The organism is Acidovorax sp. Leaf160, assembly GCF_001424265.1.
In the GTDB taxonomy this organism is placed as follows: domain Bacteria; phylum Pseudomonadota; class Gammaproteobacteria; order Burkholderiales; family Burkholderiaceae_C; genus Paracidovorax.
In genome coordinates this window covers 43,490-67,552 of record NZ_LMOV01000007.1, presented here as the reverse complement: position 1 = coordinate 67,552, position 24,063 = coordinate 43,490, and the positions used below count along the sequence as shown (strand labels likewise).

Genomic DNA, 24,063 nt, shown 5'->3' with positions numbered 1-24,063 from the left:
CTTGCCCGCTTTCTGGCCGAGCGGTCTTGCCCTGGATCAAGCAACGGTCAGAATGCGTCTCCATTTGTATCTTTCCGCAAGGCCTCCCCATGTTCCAAAGCCTGCGCGCACGCTTGATCGGTATCTGCGTCGCCATTACCGTGTTTTCGCTGCTGGCCCTGGCGCTGGCGACCTTCTTCGTGGTGCGCCGGGACACCATGGCCGACCTGGACAGCCGGATCGGCCAGCTGACCCGCGACCGCGCCGGCGAGGTGGCCGAATGGGTCAAGGACAAGCAGCGCATCACCGGCTCGCTGAAAGTGGCGGTGGGCCAGGCCGACCCGATGCCCTTCCTGAAAGCGGCCGAGCAGGCCGGCGCCTTCGACGCGGCCTACTTCACCTATGCGGACAAGCGCAGCATCTCGCTGACGCCCCTGCCGGACGGCTACGACGGCACGGCGCGCCCGTGGTACCGGCAGGCCGTGCAGGTGGGCGGCCCGGCGGTGACGCCCGCGTATGTGGACGTCTCCGGCAAGCTCACCATCAGCTTCGTGGAGCCCGTCACCGCAGCCGGCCAGGTCACGGCGGTGGTGGCCAGCGACATGTTCCTCGACTCGGTGAACCGCATCGTCAGCGCGATCAAGCCCTTTCCCAAGAGCTTCGCGGTGCTGCTGGACGGTGAAGGCAAGATCCTCGCCTACGCCAGGCCGGAACTGGCGCTCAAGCCCGTCTCGGCCATCGCGACCACGCTGGACGCCCCGGTGATCCAGCGCTTGGCCGAGTCGGGCGGCCGCGCCGACGTGCAGGTGGACGGCGCCGACCAGATGCTCTATGCCGCCAAGGTGCAGGGCACGCCGTGGACGCTGGCCATCTCGATCGACCGCGCCGAGGCCACGCAGTCGGTGACCGCGCTGCTGAAGGTGGCCGTCCTCATCACGCTGCTGAGCGTGCTGGCCGCCGTGGTGCTGGTCACGGCTGCCGTCAGCCACCAGCTGCGGCGCCTGGGGCTGGTGCGCGACGCCCTGGAAGACATCGCCTCGGGCGACGGTGACCTGACGCGCCGCCTGTCCACCCACGGCAGCGACGAACTGACGCAGATCGCCAGCGCCTTCAACCGCTTCGTGGACAAGATCGCGGCGGTGCTGGTGCAGATCCGCGCCTCGTCCGAATCGGTGCGCCTGTCGACCAGCGAGATCGCCAGCGGCAACCAGGACCTGTCGGCACGCACCGAGCAGCAGGCCAGCTCGCTGGAAGAGACGGCGGCGGCGATGGAGCAGCTCACCGCCACCGTGCAGCAGAACGCCGAGAACGCGCGCCAGGCGAACCAGCTGGCGACGGGCGCCTCCGACGTGGCCACGCACGGCGGCGCCGTGGTGGGCCAGGTGGTGCAGACCATGGGCGGCATCGAGGCGTCCTCGCGCAAGATCGCCGACATCATCGGCGTGATCGACGGCAGAGCAGGGCCGGGGCTTCGCCGTGGTGGCGTCGGAAGTGCGCACGCTGGCCCAGCGCAGCGCCACCGCCGCCAAGGAGATCAAGTCGCTGATCGACGATTCGGTGTCGCAGGTCGCCGCCGGCAGCCGCCTGGTGCAGGATGCGGGCGCCACCATGGACAAGGTGGTGGACAGCGTGCGCCGCGTCACGGCCATCGTGGCGGAGATCAGCAACGCCAGCCAGGAGCAGAGCACCGGCATCGCCGAGATCGGCGGCGCCGTGAGCCAGATGGACCAGGCCACGCAGCAGAACGCCGCGCTGGTGGAAGAGGCCACTGCCGCCGCCCAGTCGCTGCAGCAGCAGGCGGCCCAGCTGGCCGATGCGGTGGCGGGCTTCAAGCTGGAAGCCGCCGCCCTGGCGGGGACGGCCGCGCTGCCGGCGGCGAGCCGACAGGGCGCAACGGCACAGCGTGCGCTGCCTGGGCGGTGACGGGCCGCTGAGCGGCCGGCGGCGACACCCTCCGCTGCGGCCGACCAGGGACCAGGGACCTGGGACCTGGGACCTGGGACCAGGGACCTGGGACCTGGGACCAGGGACCTGGGACCTGCGGCCAGCGGCCGTGCCTCGAAACGGCAGATTAAGGGTCTTTTAGGCCTTCCGCGCCCATTCCACAAGGATATATTGCTACGATTTTAATAGCATAGTCCTGAGCAGCCCTCGCAGAGTGCCGCGCACTCGGGGCGCTGTCTGACAGCCGCCACCGCGTGCGTCAGCCCCGCCAGGCAAGCCCTTGCGAGATCATCGCGGGATGACCGAGCACACCCACCCTGCCACCCACTCCCCGCGTGCGACCCATCCCCTGCGCGATGGGTCGGCGCCCACCGCCTCCACCGCCTTCGCCCCCGCTCCCGCGCGTTCCCCGGCGCGCCTGTGGCTCGGGCTGGTCGGCTGGCTGGCCCTGGCGTTTCTCACCGCCGGCATCGGCAGCATCGCCTCGGTGCAGGCGCCGCAGTTCTACGGCCAGCTGACGCAGCCCGGCTGGGCGCCGCCGCCATCCGTATTCGGGCCGGTGTGGACGACGCTCTTCGCCATGATGGGCGTGGCCGCCTGGCTGGCCTGGCGCCAGCCGCCCAGCCCGCTGCGCGGCCAGGCGCTGGCGCTGTTCGCCCTCCAGCTGGTGCTGAACGCGCTGTGGAGCTGGCTGTTCTTCCAGTGGCATCTGGGCGGCTGGGCGTTGCTCGACATCGCCGCGCTGTGGCTCGCCGTGGCCGCGACGCTGGTGGCCTTCTGGCGGCTGCGGCCGCTGGCCGGCGCGCTGCTGCTGCCCTATCTGGCGTGGATCAGCTTCGCGGCGGCGTTGAACTTCACGCTGTGGCGCATGAACCCGCAGCTGCTGGGCGGCTGACGCAACGGGCGGCGGGCGGACAGGCTGGCCACGGCGGCGCCCGCAGGCACTCGCCGCCCACCGTCACAAGGCCTTGCGCAGGTTGGCCGGCGCGATCTTGAGCGCCTCGCGGTACTTGGCGACCGTGCGGCGGGCGCATTCGATGCCCTGCTCCTTCAGCATCGCGGCGATCTGGCTGTCCGACAGCGGCTTGGCCGGGTTCTCGGCCGACACGAACTGCTTGATGAGCGCGCGCACCGCGGTGCTGGAGGCGTTGCCGCCGGTCTCGGTCCCCAGGCCGGAGCCGAAGAAGTACTTCAGCTCGTAAGTGCCCTGCGGGGTGGCCATGTACTTGGCCGTGGTCACGCGGCTGATGGTGGATTCGTGCAGGCCGAGTTCGTCGGCGATGTCGCGCAGCACCAGCGGGCGCATGGCCAGCTCGCCATGCACGAAGAAGTTGCGCTGCCGGTCCACGATGGCCCGCGACACGCGCAGGATGGTGTCGAAGCGCTGCTGGATGTTCTTGATGAACCAGCGCGCCTCCTGCAGCCGCTGCTGCAGGGCCTGGTGGCCCTCGCCGCCCCGGTTGCCGCGCAGGGCGCCGGCATAGACGTCGTGCACCCGCAGGCGCGGCATCACGTCGGGGTTGAGCTGCACGCTGAAGTTCTGCTGCGCGCCGCGCCCGGTCTTCTTCACGATGACGTCGGGCACGATGATGTTGCGCTCCACGTTGGCAAAGCGCCGGCCGGGGCGCGGCTCCAGCCGTGCGATGAGTGCCATTGCCGCGCGCGTGCATTCCTCGTTGCCGCTGCCGCAGGTCTGCGTCAGGCGGCGCACGTCGCGCTTGGCCAGCATCTCCAGCGGCTGCTTGCAGATGCGCAATGCCGTCTGCAGCACGTCGGCGTCGGCTTCCTTGTCGGCAGCCAGGGCACGCAGTTGCAGCGTCAGGCATTCGGCCAGGCCGCGCGCGCCCACCCCGGTGGGCTCCAGGCTCTGCAGCAGGCGCAGCGCCACGGTGAAGCGGTGCACCAGCTCTTCGATCTGTTCGGCGTCGTCCGGGCCGGCCAGGCCAACCGCCAGCGATTCGAGCGGATCTTCCAGGTAGCCGTCGTCGTTGAGCGACTCGATCAGGAAGCGCAGCGCCGCGGTGTCCACCGCAGAAAGCCGCAGCGACAGCGCCTGGCGGTGCAGGAAGTCGGTCAGCGACTGGTGGCTGCGCGCCAGCTCGGTGGCATCGGTCTCGCCGTCGCCTTCGCCCATGCGGTTGCGCGCCGGCGCATCGCCGCCCCATTCGCTGTCGTCCGCAGAAAAGTCCACCGTGCCGTCGCCTTCCCAGTCGGGCGTGTCGGCCGCTGGAGCGGTGTCGGAGGCCGCGTCGGGCGCGGCGGGGGAATCGCCGTCGCTGCCGCTGCCGCTGTCAGCGCTGGAGCTGGTGGTGCCCGGCGCCGCGCTGTAGAGCGACTCGTCGGCGTGGCGGTCGTCCTCGGCCACCGGCGTGTCGGCCTGCGCCAGCCCGAACTCCTCACGCGGTGCTTCTTCCAGCGTGCGCTCCAGGAACGGGTTCTCGTCGAGCATCTGCTCGACCTCCTGCGACAGCTCCAGCGTGGACAGCTGCAGCAGCCGGATCGACTGCTGCAGCTGGGGCGTGAGCGCCAGGTGCTGCGAGACGCGGAGGGAAAGGCCGGGCTTCATCAAACACGCACCGCCGGGCCGCCCCAAGGTGCAAGGGCCCCCTTGGGGGGCAGCGAACCACGCGCAGCGGGGAGCGTGGGGGCCACTCCCAGCACCACCGGGCCGCCCCAAGGTGCAAGGGCCCCCTTGGGGGGCAGCGGACCACGAGAATCGGGGAGCGTGGGGGCCATGCTCACATCCTGAAGTGCTCGCCCAGGTACACCCGGCGTACTTCGGCGTTGTCCACGATGTCGGAAGGCGTTCCCTGCGCCAGCACGTTGCCGTCGCTGATGATGAAGGCGTGGTCGCAGATACCCAGCGTCTCGCGCACGTTGTGGTCGGTGATGAGCACGCCGATGCCGCGCTCTTTCAGAAAGCCGATGATGCGCTGGATCTCGATCACGGCGATGGGATCGATGCCGGCGAAAGGCTCGTCGAGCAGGATGAACCGCGGCTGCGTGGCGAGCGCCCGGGCGATCTCCACGCGGCGGCGCTCGCCTCCGGAAAGCGCCAGCGCGGGGGAGGCCCGCAGGTGCTCCACGCGCAGTTCCTGCAGCAGGGCCGTCAGGCGGTCTTCGATCTCGGCGCGGGGCAGCGGCTTGCCGTCGTCGCCCTTTTGCAGCTCCAGCACGGCGCGCACGTTTTCTTCGACGTTCAGCTTGCGGAAGATGGACGCTTCCTGCGGCAGGTACGACAGCCCCAGCCGCGATCGGCGGTGGATGGGCATGTTGGCCACCGACTGGCCATCGATCAGGATGTCGCCGCCGTCGCTGCGCACCAGCCCGACGATCATGTAGAACGAGGTGGTCTTGCCGGCACCGTTGGGCCCCAGCAGGCCGACGACTTCGCCCTTTTGCACCGTCAGCGACACGTCCTTGACGACCTTGCGGCTGCCGTAGGACTTCTGCAGGTGCAGGGCCTGCAGCCGGCTGCCCTCGCCCGAAGGTGCCGCCGTGGAAGCGGACGCGGAGGCGGGGGCGGCGGCAGTGGGGGTGTGGAGGGGCTCGCTCACTTGCTGGCGCCGCCGTTGCTCAGGTCGGTGCTGGGCCGCAGGGCGGGCGCGGGGCCGGTCGCCGGGGCGGCGGGCCGTGCGGCACCGGCCGCCGGCTCCTTGGGCGCCAGCACGGCGCGCACGCGGCCGCCCGGCGTGCCCGACGCCGTGCCGTTCGGCGCGGTGCGCTGGCCGTCCACGGTCAGCACGTCGCTCACGCTGTTGTAGAAGATCACGGCGCCGGCCATTTCGTCGGTCAGCGTGGCTTCGCGGTAGCGGCGCAGCTCGGCCCGGCCGATGAGCTTCACGGTTTCGGCACGGCCGTCGTATTCGATGGTCTGGGCCTCGCCTTCGACGAATTCGTCGGGCGCACCGGCCACCGTGTCGCGCTTCTGGCGGAAGAAGGCGCGCTTGCCGGGCTCGGCGGTCACCACGCCGTACTGGAAGCCATTGGGGTCTTGCCGCACGTCGAGCCGGGCGCCGCGCAGCACCATGGTGCCCTTGGTCAGCACCACGCGGCCGGTGAAGACGCTGGTCTGCTGCAGTTCATCGTGGCGCAGTGCGTCGGCCTCGATGTTCATCGGTTTGTTGCGGTCGGCCTTTTCGGCGCGGGCGCCCCACGAGGCCAGGGCCAGCGCGGAGAGCAAAATCAGCGGGAGGAGTCTGTTTCTCATAGGGCACGAATCTTGCAGACATTGTACCGACCGTCAGCGGGGGGCAGCGCTGGCGGCAGCAGGAAGGGCCCATCGGCCGACCCGCATCATGCACGCGCCGTGGACAGGGCGCGCGGCATCTGGCCATCACGCCCGACAGGATGCGCCCGGCGATCCCACCAGAATGGACCATCGAAACGACCCTGGGCGCTTATCCAACCAGCCTCTCATGCTACTTTTTTAGCAGCGCTCTGACGGGTGGCGGCGAGCCCCCCACCGCCGGCGAATGCCCATGAAAAAACGCGCCCGAGGGCGCGCCGGATGCCTGGGTGACCAGGGAGAAAGCGGTACCGGAAGCGCGCGCCCCGAGGCCCGCCCCCCGCCCCGCACGGCCTCAGCCCTTGCGGGCCACGCCTGCCAGGTAGTCCACCACCTGCAGCACGCTCTGCATGTTGCCGGCCATGGTGCCGTCGGTGTAGTAGCGGCCGGCCACGCCCATGGAGGGAACGCCCTCCACGCCGTAGGCTTCCTGCAGCTGCGATGCCTTGCGCACCTGGCTGGCGACGCCGAAGGAGTTGTAGGTTTCCTTGAACTTGGCGACGTCCACGCCCTGCTTGCCGATCCATTCGAAGATCAGCTCGTCCTTGTTGAGCGGCAGGCGCTCGACATGCACGGCGCGGAACACCTTGGCGTGGACTTCGGGCAGCTTGCCCATGTTCTCGAGCGCGAAGTACAGCTTCTGCTGCGGCACGAAGCTGGCGTTGAAGGCCACCGGCATGCGGCGGATCTGCAGGTCCTTGGGCGCGGATTTGATCCAGGCTTCCAGCGCCGGCTCGAACGCATTGCAGTGCGGGCAGCTGTACCAGAAGAACTCGATCACCTCGACCTTGCCGGCGGGTGCATCGACGGGTGCGGGCTTGGCGAGCTTGGTGTAGTCCTTGCCTTCCTTGAACTGGCGGGCCTGCGCGAAGGCGGGCGTGGCCAGCGGGAGCGTGGCGGCGGAAGCGGCCAGGGCCGTGGCGGCGGACAGGGAAAACTCGCGGCGTTTCATGAAGATTTCACTCCTTGGTCGATCAGAAGGTTGTGAGCGGCCCGGGGCCGCAAAGTTTCGTCGGCAGGTGCCGCCAGCTGTGCGCCCGCGCACACTTTTTTGCCGTCAGCGCTGCACCCGCACCAGGGCGGACTCCACACCCGCGCCGTCGAGCTTGTCTTTCAGCGACTCGGCATCGTCGCGCTTGGCGAACGGGCCCACGCGCACGCGGTACACGGTGCGGCCGTTCTGTTCGCGCTCGCTGACGCGGGCCTCCCAGCCCAGCATGGCCATCTTGGCGCGCTGGGCGTCGGCATCGCCCTGCGTGCGGAAAGCGCCGGCCTGCACGAAGTAGTCGAACGGGTCGGCGCCGCCGGTGGACGGCGTGGCCACGGCGGCGGGGCTGGCCGCCGAACGTGCCTTGGCCAGGTCGCCCAGGGGGTCGGCACTGGTGGCGGGCTTGGCTGCGGCCGGCTTGCTGGCGGCGCCGCGCGGCGTGGGCGCCGTGGCGGCAGCGGTCACCGGCGGTGCGGTGACGGTGCCGGTGGCGGGCGTGGCCGCCGCAGGGTCGGTGCCCGCGGCGCTGGGCGCGGCGGACGCTGCCGGCCGGGCCGGGTTCTTGCCGTACAAGGGGGAATTGGGGTCCCAGTTCTTGTTGCGCTGGGCCTCGTCCTGGTCGGAATTACGCGAACTGCCCTTGTTCAGGAAGGGCACCGGCACCTTGGTGACGTACACGGCCACGCCCAGCGCGGCGCCCAGCCCGACGATCATCCCGACGATGAGCCCGACGGCCGTGCCTCCGCGCTGCTGTTTCTTCATTTGGCTAGCCATGGTTGTTTCACATTCTGGCGGGCGCGCTCACGCCCAGCACCTTCAACCCATTGTGCAGCACCTGTGCGGTCGCGGCGACCAGCGCAAGCCGCGCCTGCTTGACGGCCTCGTCCTCCACCAGGATGCGCTCGGCGTCGTAGTAGCTGTGGTAGCTGGCGGCCAGGTCGCGCAGGTAGAAGGTCACGTCGTGCGGGGCCTCGCCCTCGGCAGCGGCCGTGAGCATCTCGGGGTACTTGGCCAGCTGCAGCATCAGCGCCTGGGCCTGCGGGCCTTCCAGCGCCGACAGATCCACGTCCTTGAGCGAGGCGACGTCGCCGCCGCCGGCCTCTTGCCAGGCCCGCAGCACCGACTGGATGCGCGCATGGGCGTACTGCACGTAATAGACCGGGTTGTCGTTGTTCTGCGCCACGGCCAGGTCGATGTCGAAGGTGTATTCGGTATCGGGCTTGCGGCTCAAGAGGAAGAAGCGCACCGCGTCCTTGCTGGTCCATTCGATCAGGTCGCGCAGCGTGACGTAGCTGCCCGCACGCTTGCTGATCTTGACCTCCTCGCCGCCCTTGACCACGCGCACCATGGTGTGCAGCACGTAGTCGGGGTAGCCCTGCGGGATGCCGGCATCGGCCGCCTGCAGGCCGGCGCGCACGCGGGCGATGGTGCCGTGATGGTCGGTGCCCTGGATGTTCACGACCTTGGTGAAGCCGCGCTCCCACTTGGCGATGTGGTAGGCCACGTCGGGCACGAAGTACGTGTACGTGCCGTCCTTCTTGCGCATCACGCGGTCCTTGTCGTCACCGTAGTCGGTGGTCTTCAGCCACAGCGCGCCGTCCTGCTCGTAGGTGTGGCCCTTGTCGATCAGGCGCTTCACCGTGGCGTCGACACGGCCCGAGGTGTAGAGGCTCGACTCCAGGTAGTACTCGTCGAAATGCAGGTTGAAGGCCTGCAGGTCCTTGTCCTGCTCGTTGCGCAGGTAGGCCACGGCGAACTGGCGGATGTTGTCGTAATCATCGACGTCGCCGTTGGCGGTGAACTCGCGGTCGTCCGCCTTCACCGTCTTCTTTGCCAGGAAGTCGTTCGCGATGTCCTGGATGTAGTCGCCGTTGTAGAACGCCTTGGAGGCCGGGTTCTCTGGGTCGGTGGGCCAGCAGTCGTCGCCCGGCTTGAAGCCCTTGGCGCGCAGCTGCGTGCTCTTGGTCAGGGTGTCGATCTGCACGCCCGCGTCGTTGTAGTAGAACTCGCGATGCACGCTCCAGCCCTGGCTGGCGAAGATGTTGCAGATCGCGTCGCCCAGCGCCGCCTGGCGGCCGTGGCCCACGTGCAGCGGGCCGGTGGGGTTGGCGGACACGAACTCGACCAGCATGCGCTGGCCGTTCGATGGCTGCTGGCCGAAGGCGTCGCCCGCGGCCAGCACCTCGCGCACCACTTCCTGCTTGGCGGCGGGCTTGAGGCGGATGTTCAGAAAGCCCGGGCCGGCGATCTCGATGGCATCGACCCAGCGCGTGAAGGCCGGCGTGGCCTCCAGCGCGGTCTTGAGCTGCTCGCCCAGCGCGCGGGGGTTGAGCTTGAGCGGCTTGGCCAGCTGCATGGCGGCGGTGCAGGCGAAATCGCCATGCGCGGCCACCTTGGGCGATTCAAAAGCAGCGCGCCCGGCGGCGCCGGGCGACAATTTTTCCAGCTCGCCGGCCAGGGCCGCGAGCAATTCCTGTTTGACGGAGAGCATGGGCCGATTCTACGGGGCGCGGTCATCCGCCAGGCGGGCGGCGGCGTTATGCTGGCTGGGCCCCGCTCCGGCTGGCGATGCACGCACCGGGCGAGGCTTTTCACCCCCATCCATTGCAGGAGCATTACATGAAGAATCTGCTTTCCCTGGTGACTGCCGCCTCCCTCGCCCTGACCCTGGGCGTCGCTGCCCATGCTGCCGACGCCCCTGCGGCGGCGGCCTCCGCGCCTGCCAAGGCGCCCACGGCCCAGCAGAGCAAGATGGCGACCTGCAACGCCGACGCCAAGACCAAGGCGCTCAAGGGCGACGAGCGCAAGGCGTTCATGAAGGACTGCCTCTCGGCCAACAAGCAGGCCAAGCAGCAGGACAAGATGAAGAGCTGCAACGCCGACGCCAAGACCAAGGCGCTCAAGGGCGATGAGCGCAAGGCCTTCATGAAGAGCTGCCTGAGCGCACAGCCCGCAGCCTGATCGTTTCAGACCCTCCGCACCACCCCGCCCGCCGCACCCCGGCGCGCGGGGTTTGCTTTTGTTTGCAGAGGGCTGGTGGACCTCAGCGCGTTCCCACGCCGCGCGCCAGGAACACCGCCAGCAGCGGAATCAGCGCCAGCAGGTGGGCCTCGATCATCACCAGACGGCGGGTGGCCTTCACCTCGGCGGGCGCCGGCAGCGTGCCGGTGGCGCGCACGGCCTGGAGCCAGCAGCGCAGGCGCAGCGTGGGCACGAGGGACAGCCCGCCGATGACGACGAAGAGCGTGACCTTGGCATGCAGCAGCGGCTGCGACCAGTACCAGCCAAAACCCTTCACCCCCCACCAGGTGCGCGCCAGCCCGGTGGCCAGCACCAGCAGCGCCGACACGCCATAGAGCAGGTCGATGCGCGCCAGCCGCTGCACCGCGGCGGCGTTCAGCCATTCGCTGCGGCACAGCGCCGCCTGGCTGGCCAGGAAGGTGGCCGTGGCGAGGATGGCCAGAAAATGGGCGTAGGCGAGCAGGGCTTCGGTGGTCATGGGAAGACGGGTCCTGGAAGGTGGCGGCGAGGACGCGGAGAGGCCCGCATCCTATCCCGCACGCCGGCCTGAAAGCCACCCCCGCGCCCGTCAGCGCCTGCGGCGGTCAGTTCCCCGGCACCGCATACGCGCGCACGGCGTCGCCGGCCTTGGTGCCGGTGGAGCCGTGGCCGCCGGCCACCACCACCACGTACTGCCGGCCGTCCGCGCCGGTGTAGCTCATCGGCGTGGCCTGGCCGCCCGCCGGCAGGCGGTCTTCCCACAGCCGGTTGCCGCTGTTCACGTCGTAGGCCCGCACGTAGTTGTCGAGCGCGCCGGAATAGAACGCCACGCCGCCGGCGGTGACCATCGGCCCGCCGATGCCCGGCACGCCCATGCGGAAGGGCAGCGGCAGCGGCGACAAATCGCGCACGGTGCCGTTGCGGTGCTTCCAGGCGACTTCGCCGGTGCGCAGATCGACACCTGCCACGTAGCCCCAGGGCGGTGCCTGGCACGGCAGGCCCACGGGCGACATGAAGGGCTTCATCGATGCCGCGAAGGGCGCGCCGAAGTTCTCGTTCAGCGCCGGCAGGCTGCCCTTGGGCGGGCCGCCGCTTTGCACCAGCAGGCTGGTGTCGTCCTTGCGCGGCACGAGCTTGGAGACGAAGGCCAGATAGGTCGGCGTGGTGAAGACGATCTGCCGCTGCGGATCGACCGCGATGCCGCCCCAGTTGAAGACGCCGAAGTTGCCCGGATAGATGATGCTGCCCTGCTCGGACGGCGGCGTGAACCGGCCTTCGTAGCGCAGTCGGTGGAAGGCGATGCGGCAGGCCAGCTGGTCGAACAGGGTGGCGCCCCACATGTTGCGCTCGCGCAGCGGAGGCGGGTCGAACGACAGGGCCGACTTGGGCTGCGTGGGCGCGGTGCGGTCGCCGGCCGCTGCGCCCTGTGGCGCGGGGTGCTCGGTCACGGGCAGCACGGGCGTGCCGGTGCGCCGGTCGAGCACGAACAGCTCGCCCTGCTTGGTGGGCTGCACCAGCGCGGGCACGGTCTGGCCGCGCACCTGCAGGTCGACCAGCGTGGGCTGGGCCGGCACGTCGTAGTCCCAGAGGTCGTGGTGCACGGTCTGGAACACCCAGCGCACCCGGCCGGTGGCCACATCCAGCGCCACCACGGAAGAGGAGTATTTCTCCACCGCCGGGCTGCGGTTGCCGCCCCACTGGTCGGGCGGCTGGTTGCCCATGGGCACATAGACCATGCCGAGCGCCTCGTCCACGCTGGAGATCGACCAGCTGTTGGGCGAATTGGGCGTGTAGGTACGGCCGGGCGGCAAGGGCGCGGTGTCGTCGGGGTTGCCCGAGTCCCAGTTCCACACCAGCGCGCCGGTGTCGATGTCGAAGGCGCGGATTACGCCCGACTGCTCCTTGACCGAGGCGTTGTCCAGCACCGTGCCCCCGACGATCACATAGCGCTGCGTGACCACCACCGGGGATGTCGAGTAGTACGCCCCCGGCCGCAGGTTGGGCATGCGCTGCCAGAGGTCGATCTGTCCCGTGCCGCCGCCGAAGTTGGTGCAGACAGCGCCGCTTTCCGGGTTCAGGGCGATGACGCGGCCGTCGGCCGTGGGCATGAACAGCTTGGCGCGGCAGGCCGGGTCGGTGGGCCCGCTGCGCGCCGCGATGGGCGGCTGGCGCTGGTCGGCCGCCTGGGTGGCGGGTGCCTCGGGCTGGGTGGTGGTGGGCGATGCGTGCGACGCAGGCTCGGCCCGCGCGGCGCCGGCGGAAACGGCGGCCACCGGACTGGAGGCGGCGATGGCGGGCGCCGATGCGGGCGCAGATGCGGGAGCCGTTGCGGCCGTCGCTGCCGGTGCAGCCCCGCTCTGCGGTGGCTGGTAGGACAGCCCCCGGCAGGTCAGATGCTGCAGTGCCAGCTTGTTCTCGATCTTCGGGTCATAGCGCCAGAGCTGTTGGCCGGTGGTGGCGTCCAGCGCGATCACCGACTGGTGCGGGGTGCAGAGGAAGAGCCGGTTGTCGATCTTCAGCGGCGTGACTTCGTAGGTCGTCTCCTCCGGGTCGCCGTCCTTGCCGCGCACGTCGCCGGTGCGGTATTCCCAGGCCATCTTCAGCTGCGAGGCGTTGGCGGGCGTGATCTGCGTCAGCGGAGAAAAGCGCTGGCCGTAGCCGGTGCGGCCGTAGGCATGCCATTCGCCATCAGGGACGGCCCCGGCTGCGCCCGGCGGCGTGGCCGAAGGTGCGGCGCCCGGCGCCTGGGCGGCTCCAGTCAGCTGGCCCGCCATGTCGTGCGGCTGGCGGAACATTGCGACGACGGCGATGGCGACGGTGGCCGCCAGCGTGATCGTCAGTGCCGTGACGGGCGTGGCGATGGGTCCGTCCGTGCCCTGGGGCACGCGGCTTCGCGGCGCAGACGGCGAGCGCACCACCAGCGCGCGGCGCACCCACGGCATCAGCAGCCAGAGGCCGATGACGGCCAGAACGTCGAGCCGGGCGGCCAGCGGCCACCAGTCCAGGCCGACTTCCCACAGCGCCCACACCACCGACGCAGCCAGCAGCACGGCATACAGCCACAGGGCCTCGACGCGGCGCCGGGCCAGCAGCACGCCGCAGCCCACCAGCACGACGCCGGCGATCAGGTAATAGAAACTGCCGCCCAGCGCGACGAGCCAGACGCCCCCCGCCGCCAGGAGCGCGCCGATGACGCCGACGGCGATCCCGGTGGTGCGTGCGATGCCTGCCATGACTGCCTTGTTGTGTGTGAACCCTCCCGCAGCCGCGCGGCGACGCAGGAATGAGCGGCCACTCTAGGCGCGGGACACGCGGCCGCCGCGTGGGGCACGCACCTGCGGAACTGTGGGCACAGTCCTACGGGCCGCCCCGGCGCATCAATCCGGACGGCGGCCCAGCTCGGTCGTCAGCCAGTCGTCGATCAGCCCCTTTTCGTATCGCAGCGGGTCCTGGGCGGAAGGGGTGCCGCGCGCCATGAACATCGCGTCGCGCAACTGCCGCCGGCCCTGCCTGAGCACACGGCCCTGGTCGGTCCGGAGCGTGAATTCCAGGTCGATGCGGGGCGGGTACATGTCGCGCACGATGCGCACGTCGGCCGCGTTCCCGCCGCGGCCGGGCTCGAAGGCGCCGGCCCGCTGGATGTCGGTGAGGCGCACATCCAGCCGCTGGTCGGGCGCCAGCAGGGGCGCGGCGCGGTCGGCCAGGTAGAGGCTCAGCGCGTCCAGCCAGGCACGGCGGGCGCGTTCGGACTCGCGCGGCGACTGGCGGGCGTCGCTCATGCGCTGCGGGTCGGCGTAGGTGACGCTGACGATGCCGGGCGGCACGCCCTCCTGCTTCGTGCGGGTGGGCGACGGGGCGACGCCCGGGCCGCCCGCGGACGGCGTGGGCAGGGCGGAGGTGGCAGGCCCGCCCGGCGGCGTGTGCGTGCAGGCCCCGAGCAGCACGGCGGCGGCCAGCAGCGCGGCACGCACGGGCCACGCAGGGGAAGCGCTCGCGGCGACGGCGAGGGGGCGAAGGCGGCGGGCGGGCTGGCTCATGGCGCGGGTTTCCTGTGGAGAGCGGTTGTGTCGGGACATGGGGCTGCGGCAGGCGGACGGGCAATCGGGGCGATGGGAGGGATCGGGCCCGTCTAGGCGCTGGCGCGCCGCCAGAAGTCGGGCTGGGCGTACTGGTGCTTCAGGTAGTCGATCCAGAGCCGCACGCGCAGCGGCAGGTGCTTGGCGTGGGGGAACACCACATAGATGCCGTTGGGCGGGGCCGCGAATTCCTCCAGCACGGCCACCAGGCGGCCGGCGGCGATCTCGGCCTCCACCTCCCAGGTGCTGCGCCAGGCGATGCCCCAGCCGCCCAGGCACCAGTCGTGCAGCACCTGGCCGTCGGAGCAGTCCAGCGGGCCACCGGGCTTGAAGTGCACGACCTCCTGCGGGCCGTTGCCGCCCTCCTCGCGTGGCAGGCGGAAAGCCCAGCCGCGGGTTTGCGAGGCATCGCTGGAGAGGGTGAGGCAGTCGTGCTGTGCCAGCTGATGGGGGTGCAGCGGCACGCCGCGCCGCGCCAGGTAGGCCGGTGTGGCGACGCAGAGGCGCCGGTTGTCGGCGATGCGCACGCTGACCAGGGACGAATCGGGCAGGTCGCCCACGCGCACGGCGCAGTCGAAGCCCTCGCCGGCCATGTCCACCACCCGGTCGCTCAGATTGAGGGAGATGGTGACCTCGGGGTGCAGGTCGCGAAAGCGCGGCACCAGCGGCGCGACGTGGCGGCGGCCGAAGCCGGCCGGCGCGGTGATGCGCAGGTGCCCTGTGGCCTTGACGCCGCCGGCCGACACGCTGGCCTCGGCATTGGCCACGTCGGCCATCAGGCGCTGGCAGTCCTCCAGGAAGGCGCTGCCTTCGTGCGTGAGGCTGATGCGCCGCGTGGTGCGCACCAGCAGCTTGACGCCGAGGTGCTCCTCCAGCGCATCGAGCCGCCGGCCCATGATTGCCGGCGCCACGCCCTCGGCACGGGCAGCGGCGGTCAGGCTGCCGCGCGTGGCCACCGAGACGAAGGATTCGAACGCCTTGAGCTTGTCCATGGCGGGCGATTATGGGCACGGGTGTCACCACTGGACACAGTTGTTTGCGGAATTACACAGCTGCAGATCCAAGCCAAATCAGCCTCCAGCGCTTGCTGCACGGACCTCTACAGCTATTATTTTAATAGCATTGGCGCAACGGGCGGTGGAGTTCCGGCCGGGAAGCGGCCGCCCCGACCCTCCACTTGTGCGCAAAAGTCACTGGTTTTGCGCTTTCCGCGCCGTTTATGCGTGTTCAGAATTCCAATACAGTGGATTCGATGGCGGGGCGGCGGCCTGCCCGCTGCGCCCCACTCCCTTGTGTTCACCCACCGACCGAGACCTTCCATGACTGACCGCACCACTGTCAACGGCCTGCAAGTGGCCTCTTCCCTGCACCGCTTCATCGAAGACCGCGTGCTGCCGGGCACCGGCCTCCAGGCCGACGCCTTCTGGCAGGGCTTCGGCGAGCTGGTCCGCGAGCTGGCGCCCAAGAACATCGCCCTGCTGGCCGAGCGCGACCGCCTGCAGACCGAACTGGACACCTGGCACCGCGCCAATCCCGGCCCGATCCAGAACATGGTGGCCTACCGCGCCTTCCTGGAAAAGATCGGCTATCTGGTGCCGCAGCCCGAAGGCGTGCAGGCCACCACCGCCAACGTGGACGATGAGCTCGCCACCCAGGCCGGCCCGCAGCTGGTGGTGCCCATCCTGAACGCGCGCTATGCACTCAACGCGGCCAATGCGCGCTGGGGCAGCCTGTACGACGCGCTCTACGGCACCGACGCCATCCCGGAAGACGACGGCGCCGACAAGGGCCGTGGCTACAACCCGGTGCGCGGCGCCAAGGTGATCGCGTTCGCCCGCGAGGTGCTGGACCAGGCCGCGCCGCTGGCCAGCGGTTCGCACAAGGACGCCGCCGCCTACCGCGTGGAAGGCGGCCAGCTGGTGGTGGAACGCCAGAACGGCGAGACGACCGGCCTGCAGGACGCCGCCCAGTTCGTGGGCTACCAGGGCGATGCGGCCCAGCCCTCGTCGGTGCTGCTGCGCCACAACGGCCTGCACCTGGACATCCGGATCGACCGCAGCACGCCCATCGGCAAGACCGACCCGGCCGGCGTGAGCGACCTGGTGCTGGAAGCGGCCCTCTCCACCATCCTGGACCTGGAAGACTCCGTCGCCGCCGTCGATGCCGAAGACAAGGTGGCCGGCTATGCCAACTGGCTGGGCATCCTGCAGGGCACGCTGACCGAATCCTTCGCCAAGGGCGGCCAGACCGTCACGCGCGGGCTGAACGCCGACCGCGTGTACACCGCGCCCTCCGGCAGCGGCGAGGTGCGCCTGCATGGCCGCTCGCTGATGTTCCTGCGCAACGTGGGCCACCTGATGACCAACCCGGCCGTGCTGTGGACCGACGCGCAGGGCCAGGAACGCGAGATTCCCGAAGGCATCCTGGATGCGGTCGTCACCACCACCATCGCCCTCTACGACCTGCAGGGCAAGGGCCAGAACGGCGTGCGCAACTCGCGCAAGGGCAGCGTCTACATCGTCAAGCCCAAGATGCACGGCCCGGCCGAAGTGGCCTTCGCCAGCGAACTCTTCGCCCGCGTGGAGCGCCTGCTGGGCCTGCCCGAGAACACCGTGAAGCTGGGCATCATGGACGAGGAGCGCCGCACCAGCGTGAACCTGAAGGCCTGCATCGCCGCCGCATCGGCGCGCGTGGCGTTCATCAACACCGGCTTCCTGGACCGCACGGGCGACGAGATGCACACCGCCATGCAGGCCGGCCCCATGGTGCGCAAGGGCGACATGAAGGCCAGCGCCTGGATCCAGGCCTACGAGAAGAACAACGTGCTGGTGGGCCTGTCGTGCGGCCTGCGCGGCAAGGCGCAGATCGGCAAGGGCATGTGGGCCATGCCCGACCTGATGGCCGACATGCTGAAACAGAAGATCGCCCACCCCCAGGCCGGCGCCAACACCGCCTGGGTGCCCAGCCCCACCGGCGCCACGCTGCACGCGCTGCACTACCACCAGGTCAACGTGGCCGAGGTGCAGAAGGAACTGGAAAAGACCAGTGCCGATGCCGAACGCGACAACCTGCTGACCGGCCTGCTGACCATTCCCGTGTCGCCCAAGCCGCAGTGGAGCGATGCCGAGAAGCAGCAGGAGCTGGACAACAACGCCCAGGGCATCCTGGGCTACGTGGTGCGCTGGATCGACCAGGGCGTGGGCTGCTCCAAGGTGCCCGACATCCACAACGTGGGCTTGATGGAAGACCGTGCCACGCTGCGCATCAGCAGCCAGCACATGGCCAACTGGCTGCTGCACGGCGTGGTGACCGAAGCGCAGGTGCGCGAAACCTTCGAGCGCATGGCCGCCGTGGTGGACCAGCAGAACGCCAGCGATCCGCTCTACCAGAAGATGGCCGGCCGCTTCGGGCAGTCCGCCGCCTACCAGGCCGCCTGCGACCTGGTGTTCAAGGGCCAGGAGCAGCCCAGCGGCTACACCGAGCCGCTGCTGCACGCCTGGCGCCTGAAGGTCAAGGCCGGCCAGGGCTGATGCAGGGCGCCGGCGGGCGCCCAGGCCCCTGGCGAAACACCCTGTTCCGACCCCGTCGGCGCGGGGTGTTTTTCTTTTGGCGAGCCCGGTTGCGCCCGTGAGCGGGCGGGCCCGGCCCTGCAGCTAGTCCCTATGGGCTAAACGATCAGGCTTCAGAAAAAGGCTATTGCGCCGATAGTCAAGTGCTACTGACCAAAGGAGCGCTGCATGCGGCTTGACCATCTTTCCATCGGGCGCCGGCTGGCGCTGGCCTTCATCGCGCTCATCGTTCTCACTGCCGCGATCCTTGCGATCGGCATCTGGCGGCTGCAGACGGTGGCCGCCGCCACCGACACCATGATGGCCCAGCCCCTGACCAAGGAGCGGCTGGTGTCGGACTGGTACCGCACCATCCACACCAGCGTGCGCCGGACCACCGCCGTGGTGAAGAGCGCAGACCCGGCGCTGGCGACCTTCTTCGCCGACGAGAACGCCGAGGCATCGCGCATGTCTACCGAGCAGCAAAAACAGCTCGAGGCGCTGCTGGAATCGCCCGCAGAAAAGGCGCTGTTCGCCCAGCTGTCCCAGGCCCGCCAGCAGTACGTCGCCGCGCGTGATGCGGTCACCCGCGCCAAGGCCAACGGCCAGGCAGAGGAAGCGGAGCGCCTGTTCAACAGCGACTTCCGGCCCGCCGGCGCCCGCTATCTGGACAACCTGCAGGCGCTGCTGGACCAGCAACGTGCCGGCATCAACGCCACCGCGACCGGCATCCGCACGGGCTTCGAGCAGGGCCGCACGCAAATGCTGGCGCTGGGCGCCATCGCGCTGCTGGCCGCTGCGGCGCTGGCCTTCTTCATCACCCGCAGCATCACCACGCCGCTCACCCGCGCGGTGGACGTGGCCGAAACCGTCGCCCGGGGCGACCTGACGGCCCGCGCCGAAAGCAGCGCGCGCGACGAAACCGGCCAGCTGCTGCGCGCGCTGGACACGATGGGCACACAGTTGCGCACCGCCGTCGGCCAGGTGCGCCACGGCGCGGACGGCATCGCGCTGGCGTCCAGCGAGATCGCCACCGGCAACCTGGACCTCTCCAGCCGCACCGAGGAGCAGGCCAGCGCGCTGCAGCAGACCGCCGCGTCGATGGAGCAGATGACTTCCACCGTGCGCCAGAACGCCGACAACGCCTCCCAGGCGGACCGGCTGGCCCGCTCGGCCAGCGACATGGCCGTGCGCGGCGGCGAGGTGGTGGGCCAGGTGGTCACCACCATGGGCGGCATCCATGCGGCTTCGCGCAAGATCGTGGACATCATCGGCGTGATCGACGGCATCGCCTGAGCAGGGCCGGGGCTTCGCCGTGGTGGCGTCGGAAGTGCGCACGCTGGCCCAGCGCAGCGCCACCGCCGCCAAGGAGATCAAGTCGCTGATCGACGACTCCGTCACCCAGGTAGACGCCGGCAACCGGCTGGTGGAGGAAGCGGGCACGGTGATCCGCGACGTGGTGGCCGGAATGCGCCGCGTGACCGACATCGTGGGCGAGATCAGCGCCGCCAGCCAGGAGCAGACCTCCGGGCTGGAACAGGTGAACCAGGCCATCTCGCAGATGGACCAGGTCACCCAGCAGAACGCCGCCCTGGTGGAAGAGGCCGCGGCCGCCACCGGCTCGCTGGAGGCGCAGGCCGCGCAGCTGGTGCAGGCGGTGGCGGTGTTCCGGATCGCGGACACGGCCGGGCGCCTGAACGGCTGACCAGGCGCGCCACGGCTGGGCGGAACAACTCGGGTCAATGCTATGTTTTTGATAGCATTGGACCCAGTTTTTACCAACGCAGAGCCTTGTTTTGGCTTCGAACCACGGGCTGTTCCGGCCTACACTGGGGCTCTTCGCCCCCAGCTTCGCCCCTGACCCCCTCCCCCGCCGTGTCCGACCGCTGCCCGCCACCCGATCCATCGCGCTGCCCCCCACCCGATCCATCGCGCTGCCCGCTCTGCGGCCAAGCCAATCGCTGCGCGATCGAGGCCGGGCAGCCCGCCGCGGACTGCTGGTGCATGGCGGTTTCGGTGGCGCCCGCAACGCTGGCCCGCATCCCGGCGGACCAGATCGACCGCGTCTGCCTGTGCCCCGCCTGCGCGGCGGCGGCAGCGGGGACGGGAGCGGGAACGGGAACGGCCCCGGCCGACAGGGCGGCCCCCCACCCGCCGATATGATGGCCGGCTGCAATGTCGCCCTGGCGGGCTGCCCTTCGCGCCCGCGCATTTTTCTCCAAGGAAACACAACCATGCCTACGTACCACGTCGAGATGATGGAAGGCCGCACGGTCGAGCAAAAGAGGAAGCTGGTCGAAGAGATCACGCGCGTTTCGGTCGAGGTACTGGGCGGCTCGCCCGAGTCGGTGGACATCCTGATCACCGACGTGAAGCGCGAGAACTGGGCCACCGGCGGAAAGCTCTGGTCCGAGAAGCAGTGAGCCTCTTGCTGGGCGACGGCGCCGCACCCGCGCGGCGTCCGCTCGCGGGGCCGCGCAGCCCCGGGCCCCAGCCCCACCCCCAGCCCCATCACGCCGGCATGACATGACCACCTCCGCCGCCCTGCTGCGCGAACGCTACGGCGAGCGCTACCGCTGGCTGCTGCTGCTGTCCGTGATGGTGGGCACGATGGCTTCCATCATGTCGTCCACCATCGTGAACGTGGCCATTCCCGACATGAGCCACCATTTCGCGCTGGGGCAGGAACGCGCGCAGTGGGTCACCTCCGGCTTCATGGTGGCGACCACCGTGGCCATGCTGACCACGCCCTGGCTGCTGTCGCGCTACGGCTACCGGGCCACCTACGTGGGCGCAATGCTGCTGCTGCTGGCCGGGGGCATCGGCGGCGGCGTGGCGGGCAACTTCGGGCTGGTGCTGGTCGCCCGCGTGCTGGAGGGCTTGGCCGCCGGCGTGGTGCAGCCGATCCCGGCGGTGATCATCCTCTACGCCTTCCAGCCGCATGAACAGGGCCGCGCCAGCGGCATCTTCGGCATGGGCGTGGTGCTGGCGCCGGCCATCGGCCCCAGCGTCGGCGGGCTGCTGGTGGACTGGTTCGGCTGGCGCTCCATCTTCTTCATGGTGGTGCCCTTCTGCCTGGCGTCCATCGCGCTGGCCTTCAAGTTCGTGCCGGCCAGCGGCCCGGGCGGGCGCGCCGCCGACCGCGCGGGCGACAGCCTGGACTGGCGCGGCCTGGTGCTGGGCGGCGTGGGCACGCTGTGCCTGCTCAACGGCTTGGTCGCCCTGCACAGCGGCCCGGCGCTGGAGGCCGGCGCGCTGCTGCTGGCCGCGCTGGGCGCGCTGGTGGGCTTCATCGCCTGGCAGCGCCACCTGCAGCGGCAGGGTCGCCGCCCGCTGATGGACCTGCGCATCTTCCAGTACCGCCCGTTCGCCATGGGCAGCATCGTGGCCTTCATCTACGGCACGGCGCTGTTCGGCTCCACCTACCTGCTGCCGGTGTTCATGCAGCTGGGCCTGCAGCTGTCGGCATCGCATGTGGGCACCATCATGCTGCCGGCCGGCATCGTGCTGGCGCTCACCATTCCGCTGGTGGGCCGCATGGCCGACACGCAGCCCACGCACCTGCTGGTCAGCATCGGCCTCGCGCTGCTGGCGCTGTCGTTCGGGCTGATGGTGCTGGTCGACCTGCACAGCGGCCTCTGGATGCTGGTGGGTTTCGCGGTGCTGGGGCGCATCGGCCTGGGCTTCATCCTGCCGTCGCTCAACCTGGGCGCGATGCGGCCGCTGGACAAGCCGCTCATCGCGCAAGGCTCCAGCGCCATCAGCTTCGTGCGCATGCTGGGCGGCGCGGCGGGCGTGAGCCTGTGCGGCATCGTGCTGGAATGGCGCATCGCCGCGCATGGCGACTCGCTGCAGACAGTGGCCAGCAGCGCCGCGCGCATCCAGGCCTTCGGCGAAACCTTCCTGCTGCTGACGGCGCTGTGCCTGGCCGCGCTGGTCGCCGCCTGGCAGCTGCGCGAACCGCGCCGGCCCGCAGCGCCGGCCGCCCGACCCGAATAGCCACCCGACGACGAGAGAAGAAAGACCACGACCGCCATGTGCCAGCTGCTGGGAATGAACGCCAATACGCCGACCGACGTGACCTTCAGCTTCACGGGCTTCGCGCAGCGCGCGGGCAACACGGCTGACCACTCCGACGGCTGGGGCATCGCGTTCTTCGAGGACCGGGGCCTGCGGCACTTCGTCGACCACCAGCGGGCCGTCGATTCACCCGTGGCGGAGCTGATCCGCCGCTACCCCATCCGCAGCCAGAACGTGATCGCGCACATCCGCAAGGCCACGCAGGGCAGCGTGGTGCTGCAGAACTGCCACCCCTTCGTGCGCGAGCTGTGGGGCCGCTACTGGGTGTTCGCGCACAACGGCGACCTGAAGGACTTCCGCCCGCGCCTGCATTCGCACTTCCAGCCGGTGGGCTCGACCGACAGCGAACACGCCTTCTGCTGGATCATGCAGGAGATCGCCAAGTCGCACGCCGGGGTGCCCAGCATCGCCGAACTCACGCTCACCCTGCAGGAGCTGGCCGCGCGCATCGCGCCGCACGGCACCTTCAACTTCTTGCTGTCCAACGGGCAGGCGCTCTGGGCGCATGCCTCCACCTCGCTCTACTACATCATCCGCAAGCACCCGTTCTCGCAGGCGCACCTGTGCGACGAAGACCTGCACATCGACTTCACCGCCCACACCACGCCGCACGACCGGGTGGCGATGGTGGTGACGGCGCCGCTCACCACCAACGAGACCTGGACCGCCTTCGAAAGCGGCGAGCTGCGCGTGTTCGTGGACGGGGAGTGCCTGCCGCGCCTGGGCTGACGCAGCAGGTCGTTGCCCGGTCTAGCCCAGCGGCTTCCAGACCGGCGGCTCTGGGTCGGGCAGGAGCACCGCCGTGCGCGCGCTGGAGCGCATCACCATGGCCTCGCGCTGCCGGCGGCGCTTGAGTTCGCGGGGCTTGGGCTTGTCGGGATGCTGGCGGTAGGTCTTGGACATGGCGGTCTCCCTGTGCGACATGGCTTCATTAAAGGGACGCCTTGAGACATGGGCATGTCAGACGGCGCCGCAGGCCGCCATCGGCGGTGCACGGCGACGGGGCGGAGCCAATCCAAATCGCTGCGGGACACGTAGAGGGCACGGACGGGGCTGCCGCCCTGCGCTCTCCAACACCCACCCAAGAAGCACCCCATGCCCACTGCCGCCGTTGCCACCGCCATCCGCTGGGTCGAACGAGGCCGCGTGCCGGACCCCGCCGTGCGGCTGGGCATGCGGCAGCTGCTGCGCGACCGGCTGGCGGAACTGCACAGCGGCGATACGGCCTTCACTGCCGAAGCGACGCGGGCGTTCCTGCGCGGCATGCGGCAGGCCGACCTGGCGCTGGTGCCCGAAAAGGCCAATGAACAGCACTACGAGCTGCCCGAGGCGTTCTTCGGCACGGTGCTGGGGCCGCATCGCAAGTACAGCAGCGGCTGGTGGCCGGCGGACAGCGACAGCCTGGAAGCGTCGGAAGCCTGCGCGCTGCAGCAGACCTGCGAGCATGCCGACCTGCAGGACGGCCAGGCAGTGCTGGAGCTGGGCTGCGGCTGGGGTTCACTCACGCTCTGGATGGCCGAGCGCTACCCCGCGAGCCGCATCACGGCCGTATCCAATTCGCACTCGCAGCGCCACTACATCGAGTCGCAGGCCCAGGCCCGCGGCCTGACCAACCTGCGGGTGGTCACCTGCGACTTCAACGTCTTCGACACCAGCGAACGCTTCGACCGCATCGTGTCGGTGGAGATGTTCGAGCATCTGCGCAACTGGCCGCGCGCGTTCTCGCACGTGGCCCGCTGGCTGGCGCCGGGTGGCCGGTTCTTCCTGCACGTGTTCACGCACCGCGAGGCGCCCTACGCTTTCGAGGTGCGCGACGAGAGCGACTGGATGAGCCGCTATTTCTTCTCCGGCGGCATGATGCCCAGCGACGACCTGGCGCTGCACTGCCAGGACGATCTGCGGCTGCTGGACCGCTGGCGCTGGGACGGCACGCATTACCAGCGCACGGCCGAGGCCTGGCTGGCGCGCATGGATGCGCACCGGGCCGCGCTGCGGCCGCTGTTCGTGGCCACCTACGGCGAAGCGGCCGATGCCTGGTGGGTGCGCTGGCGGCTCTTCTTCATGGCGGTGGCCGAGCTGTTCGGCTACCAGGGCGGCCAGCAGTGGTGGGTGAGCCACTACCTGTTCGCCGGGCGCGACTGAGGCGCACCGCACGGAGGC

21 protein-coding genes and 1 pseudogene are annotated in these 24,063 nt (G+C 70.0%); 11 read left to right on the top strand and 11 right to left on the bottom strand.

Annotation, left to right across the window (positions count from 1 at the left end; all coding sequences use genetic code 11):
* Positions 1–89 precede the first annotated feature (89 nt).
* Both ASF94_RS05230 and ASF94_RS05225 read left to right on the top strand, forming a co-directional pair.
* Positions 90–1,902, top strand: a pseudogene (locus tag ASF94_RS05230) (methyl-accepting chemotaxis protein).
* A gap of 319 nt (positions 1,903–2,221) precedes the next feature.
* On the top strand, positions 2,222–2,818 hold the full coding sequence (locus ASF94_RS05225) for a TspO/MBR family protein (protein WP_082492999.1): 597 nt from the start codon (positions 2,222–2,224) through the stop codon (positions 2,816–2,818).
* A gap of 63 nt (positions 2,819–2,881) precedes the next feature.
* Here ASF94_RS05225 and ASF94_RS05220 read toward each other — a convergent pair whose 3' ends face one another.
* The 6 genes from ASF94_RS05220 to argS all read right to left on the bottom strand — a co-directional run bounded on the left by ASF94_RS05220 (position 2,882) and on the right by argS (position 9,690).
* Positions 2,882–4,489, bottom strand: coding sequence for an RNA polymerase factor sigma-54 (locus tag ASF94_RS05220; protein ID WP_056662618.1), 1,608 nt, complete (start codon positions 4,487–4,489; stop codon positions 2,882–2,884).
* Positions 4,490–4,661: 172 nt separating this feature from the next.
* The gene (gene lptB, locus ASF94_RS05215) at positions 4,662–5,480 is read right to left on the bottom strand and encodes an LPS export ABC transporter ATP-binding protein (protein WP_056662615.1); all 819 of its coding nucleotides are present in this window, start codon (positions 5,478–5,480) and stop codon (positions 4,662–4,664) included.
* Positions 5,477–6,133 carry a lipopolysaccharide transport periplasmic protein LptA gene (gene lptA / locus ASF94_RS05210; protein ID WP_056662613.1) on the bottom strand — a complete coding sequence of 219 codons (657 nt, stop codon included), beginning with the start codon at positions 6,131–6,133 and terminating at the stop codon, positions 5,477–5,479. The genes lptB and lptA overlap by 4 nt, the downstream gene beginning before the upstream one ends.
* A 373-nt stretch (positions 6,134–6,506) precedes the next feature.
* Positions 6,507–7,163: a thiol:disulfide interchange protein DsbA/DsbL gene (locus ASF94_RS05205; RefSeq protein ID WP_056662610.1), complete on the bottom strand. Its 657-nt coding sequence runs from the start codon at positions 7,161–7,163 to the stop codon at positions 6,507–6,509.
* A 105-nt stretch (positions 7,164–7,268) separates the two neighbouring features.
* Entirely contained in the window at positions 7,269–7,961 is a 693-nt protein-coding gene (locus ASF94_RS05200) for an SPOR domain-containing protein (RefSeq protein WP_056662608.1), read from the bottom strand.
* A gap of 19 nt (positions 7,962–7,980) precedes the next feature.
* The gene (gene argS, locus ASF94_RS05195; RefSeq protein ID WP_056662606.1) at positions 7,981–9,690 is read right to left on the bottom strand and encodes an arginine--tRNA ligase; all 1,710 of its coding nucleotides are present in this window, start codon (positions 9,688–9,690) and stop codon (positions 7,981–7,983) included.
* Between the two features lie 128 nt (positions 9,691–9,818).
* Between argS and ASF94_RS05190 the strand changes: the two genes are divergently transcribed.
* The gene (locus ASF94_RS05190; protein ID WP_056662603.1) at positions 9,819–10,160 is read left to right on the top strand and encodes a PsiF family protein; all 342 of its coding nucleotides are present in this window, start codon (positions 9,819–9,821) and stop codon (positions 10,158–10,160) included.
* Between the two features lie 82 nt (positions 10,161–10,242).
* On the opposite strand, the gene ASF94_RS05185 is transcribed toward ASF94_RS05190, so the two are convergent.
* The 4 genes from ASF94_RS05185 to ASF94_RS05170 form a co-directional block, all read right to left on the bottom strand.
* The gene (locus ASF94_RS05185) at positions 10,243–10,698 is read right to left on the bottom strand and encodes a DUF2214 family protein (RefSeq protein ID WP_056662599.1); all 456 of its coding nucleotides are present in this window, start codon (positions 10,696–10,698) and stop codon (positions 10,243–10,245) included.
* 106 nt (positions 10,699–10,804) lie between these two features.
* Positions 10,805–13,432 carry a glucose/quinate/shikimate family membrane-bound PQQ-dependent dehydrogenase gene (locus ASF94_RS05180; RefSeq protein ID WP_056662596.1) on the bottom strand — a complete coding sequence of 876 codons (2,628 nt, stop codon included), beginning with the start codon at positions 13,430–13,432 and terminating at the stop codon, positions 10,805–10,807.
* A 144-nt stretch (positions 13,433–13,576) separates the two neighbouring features.
* Positions 13,577–14,236: a DUF3016 domain-containing protein gene (locus ASF94_RS05175; RefSeq protein ID WP_082493001.1), complete on the bottom strand. Its 660-nt coding sequence runs from the start codon at positions 14,234–14,236 to the stop codon at positions 13,577–13,579.
* Between the two features lie 92 nt (positions 14,237–14,328).
* The gene (locus tag ASF94_RS05170) at positions 14,329–15,267 is read right to left on the bottom strand and encodes a LysR family transcriptional regulator (RefSeq protein ID WP_056662592.1); all 939 of its coding nucleotides are present in this window, start codon (positions 15,265–15,267) and stop codon (positions 14,329–14,331) included.
* Between the two features lie 327 nt (positions 15,268–15,594).
* Between ASF94_RS05170 and ASF94_RS05165 the strand changes: the two genes are divergently transcribed.
* The 7 genes from ASF94_RS05165 (at position 15,595) to ASF94_RS05145 (ending at position 22,632) form a co-directional block, all read left to right on the top strand.
* Positions 15,595–17,805, top strand: a complete 2,211-nt coding sequence (locus tag ASF94_RS05165) for a malate synthase G (protein WP_056662590.1) — start codon at positions 15,595–15,597, stop codon at positions 17,803–17,805.
* A gap of 207 nt (positions 17,806–18,012) precedes the next feature.
* Positions 18,013–19,119, top strand: a complete 1,107-nt coding sequence (locus tag ASF94_RS05160) for an MCP four helix bundle domain-containing protein (protein WP_304439500.1) — start codon at positions 18,013–18,015, stop codon at positions 19,117–19,119.
* Positions 19,120–19,138: 19 nt separating this feature from the next.
* Positions 19,139–19,528: a methyl-accepting chemotaxis protein gene (locus tag ASF94_RS21920; protein WP_304439499.1), complete on the top strand. Its 390-nt coding sequence runs from the start codon at positions 19,139–19,141 to the stop codon at positions 19,526–19,528.
* Between the two features lie 170 nt (positions 19,529–19,698).
* Positions 19,699–19,986, top strand: coding sequence for a cysteine-rich CWC family protein (locus ASF94_RS20675; RefSeq protein WP_082492998.1), 288 nt, complete (start codon positions 19,699–19,701; stop codon positions 19,984–19,986).
* 71 nt (positions 19,987–20,057) lie between these two features.
* Positions 20,058–20,246 (top strand): 4-oxalocrotonate tautomerase, encoded by a 189-nt coding sequence (locus ASF94_RS05155; protein ID WP_056662588.1) that lies wholly within the window; start codon positions 20,058–20,060, stop codon positions 20,244–20,246.
* A gap of 103 nt (positions 20,247–20,349) precedes the next feature.
* Positions 20,350–21,822: a DHA2 family efflux MFS transporter permease subunit gene (locus ASF94_RS05150; protein WP_056662585.1), complete on the top strand. Its 1,473-nt coding sequence runs from the start codon at positions 20,350–20,352 to the stop codon at positions 21,820–21,822.
* Between the two features lie 36 nt (positions 21,823–21,858).
* The gene (locus ASF94_RS05145) at positions 21,859–22,632 is read left to right on the top strand and encodes a class II glutamine amidotransferase (RefSeq protein WP_056662582.1); all 774 of its coding nucleotides are present in this window, start codon (positions 21,859–21,861) and stop codon (positions 22,630–22,632) included.
* 21 nt (positions 22,633–22,653) lie between these two features.
* On the opposite strand, the gene ASF94_RS21545 is transcribed toward ASF94_RS05145, so the two are convergent.
* Positions 22,654–22,806, bottom strand: coding sequence for a hypothetical protein (locus tag ASF94_RS21545; RefSeq protein ID WP_200933023.1), 153 nt, complete (start codon positions 22,804–22,806; stop codon positions 22,654–22,656).
* 192 nt (positions 22,807–22,998) lie between these two features.
* Between ASF94_RS21545 and ASF94_RS05140 the strand changes: the two genes are divergently transcribed.
* Entirely contained in the window at positions 22,999–24,045 is a 1,047-nt protein-coding gene (locus ASF94_RS05140) for a cyclopropane-fatty-acyl-phospholipid synthase family protein (RefSeq protein ID WP_056662579.1), read from the top strand.
* Positions 24,046–24,063 lie beyond the last annotated feature (18 nt).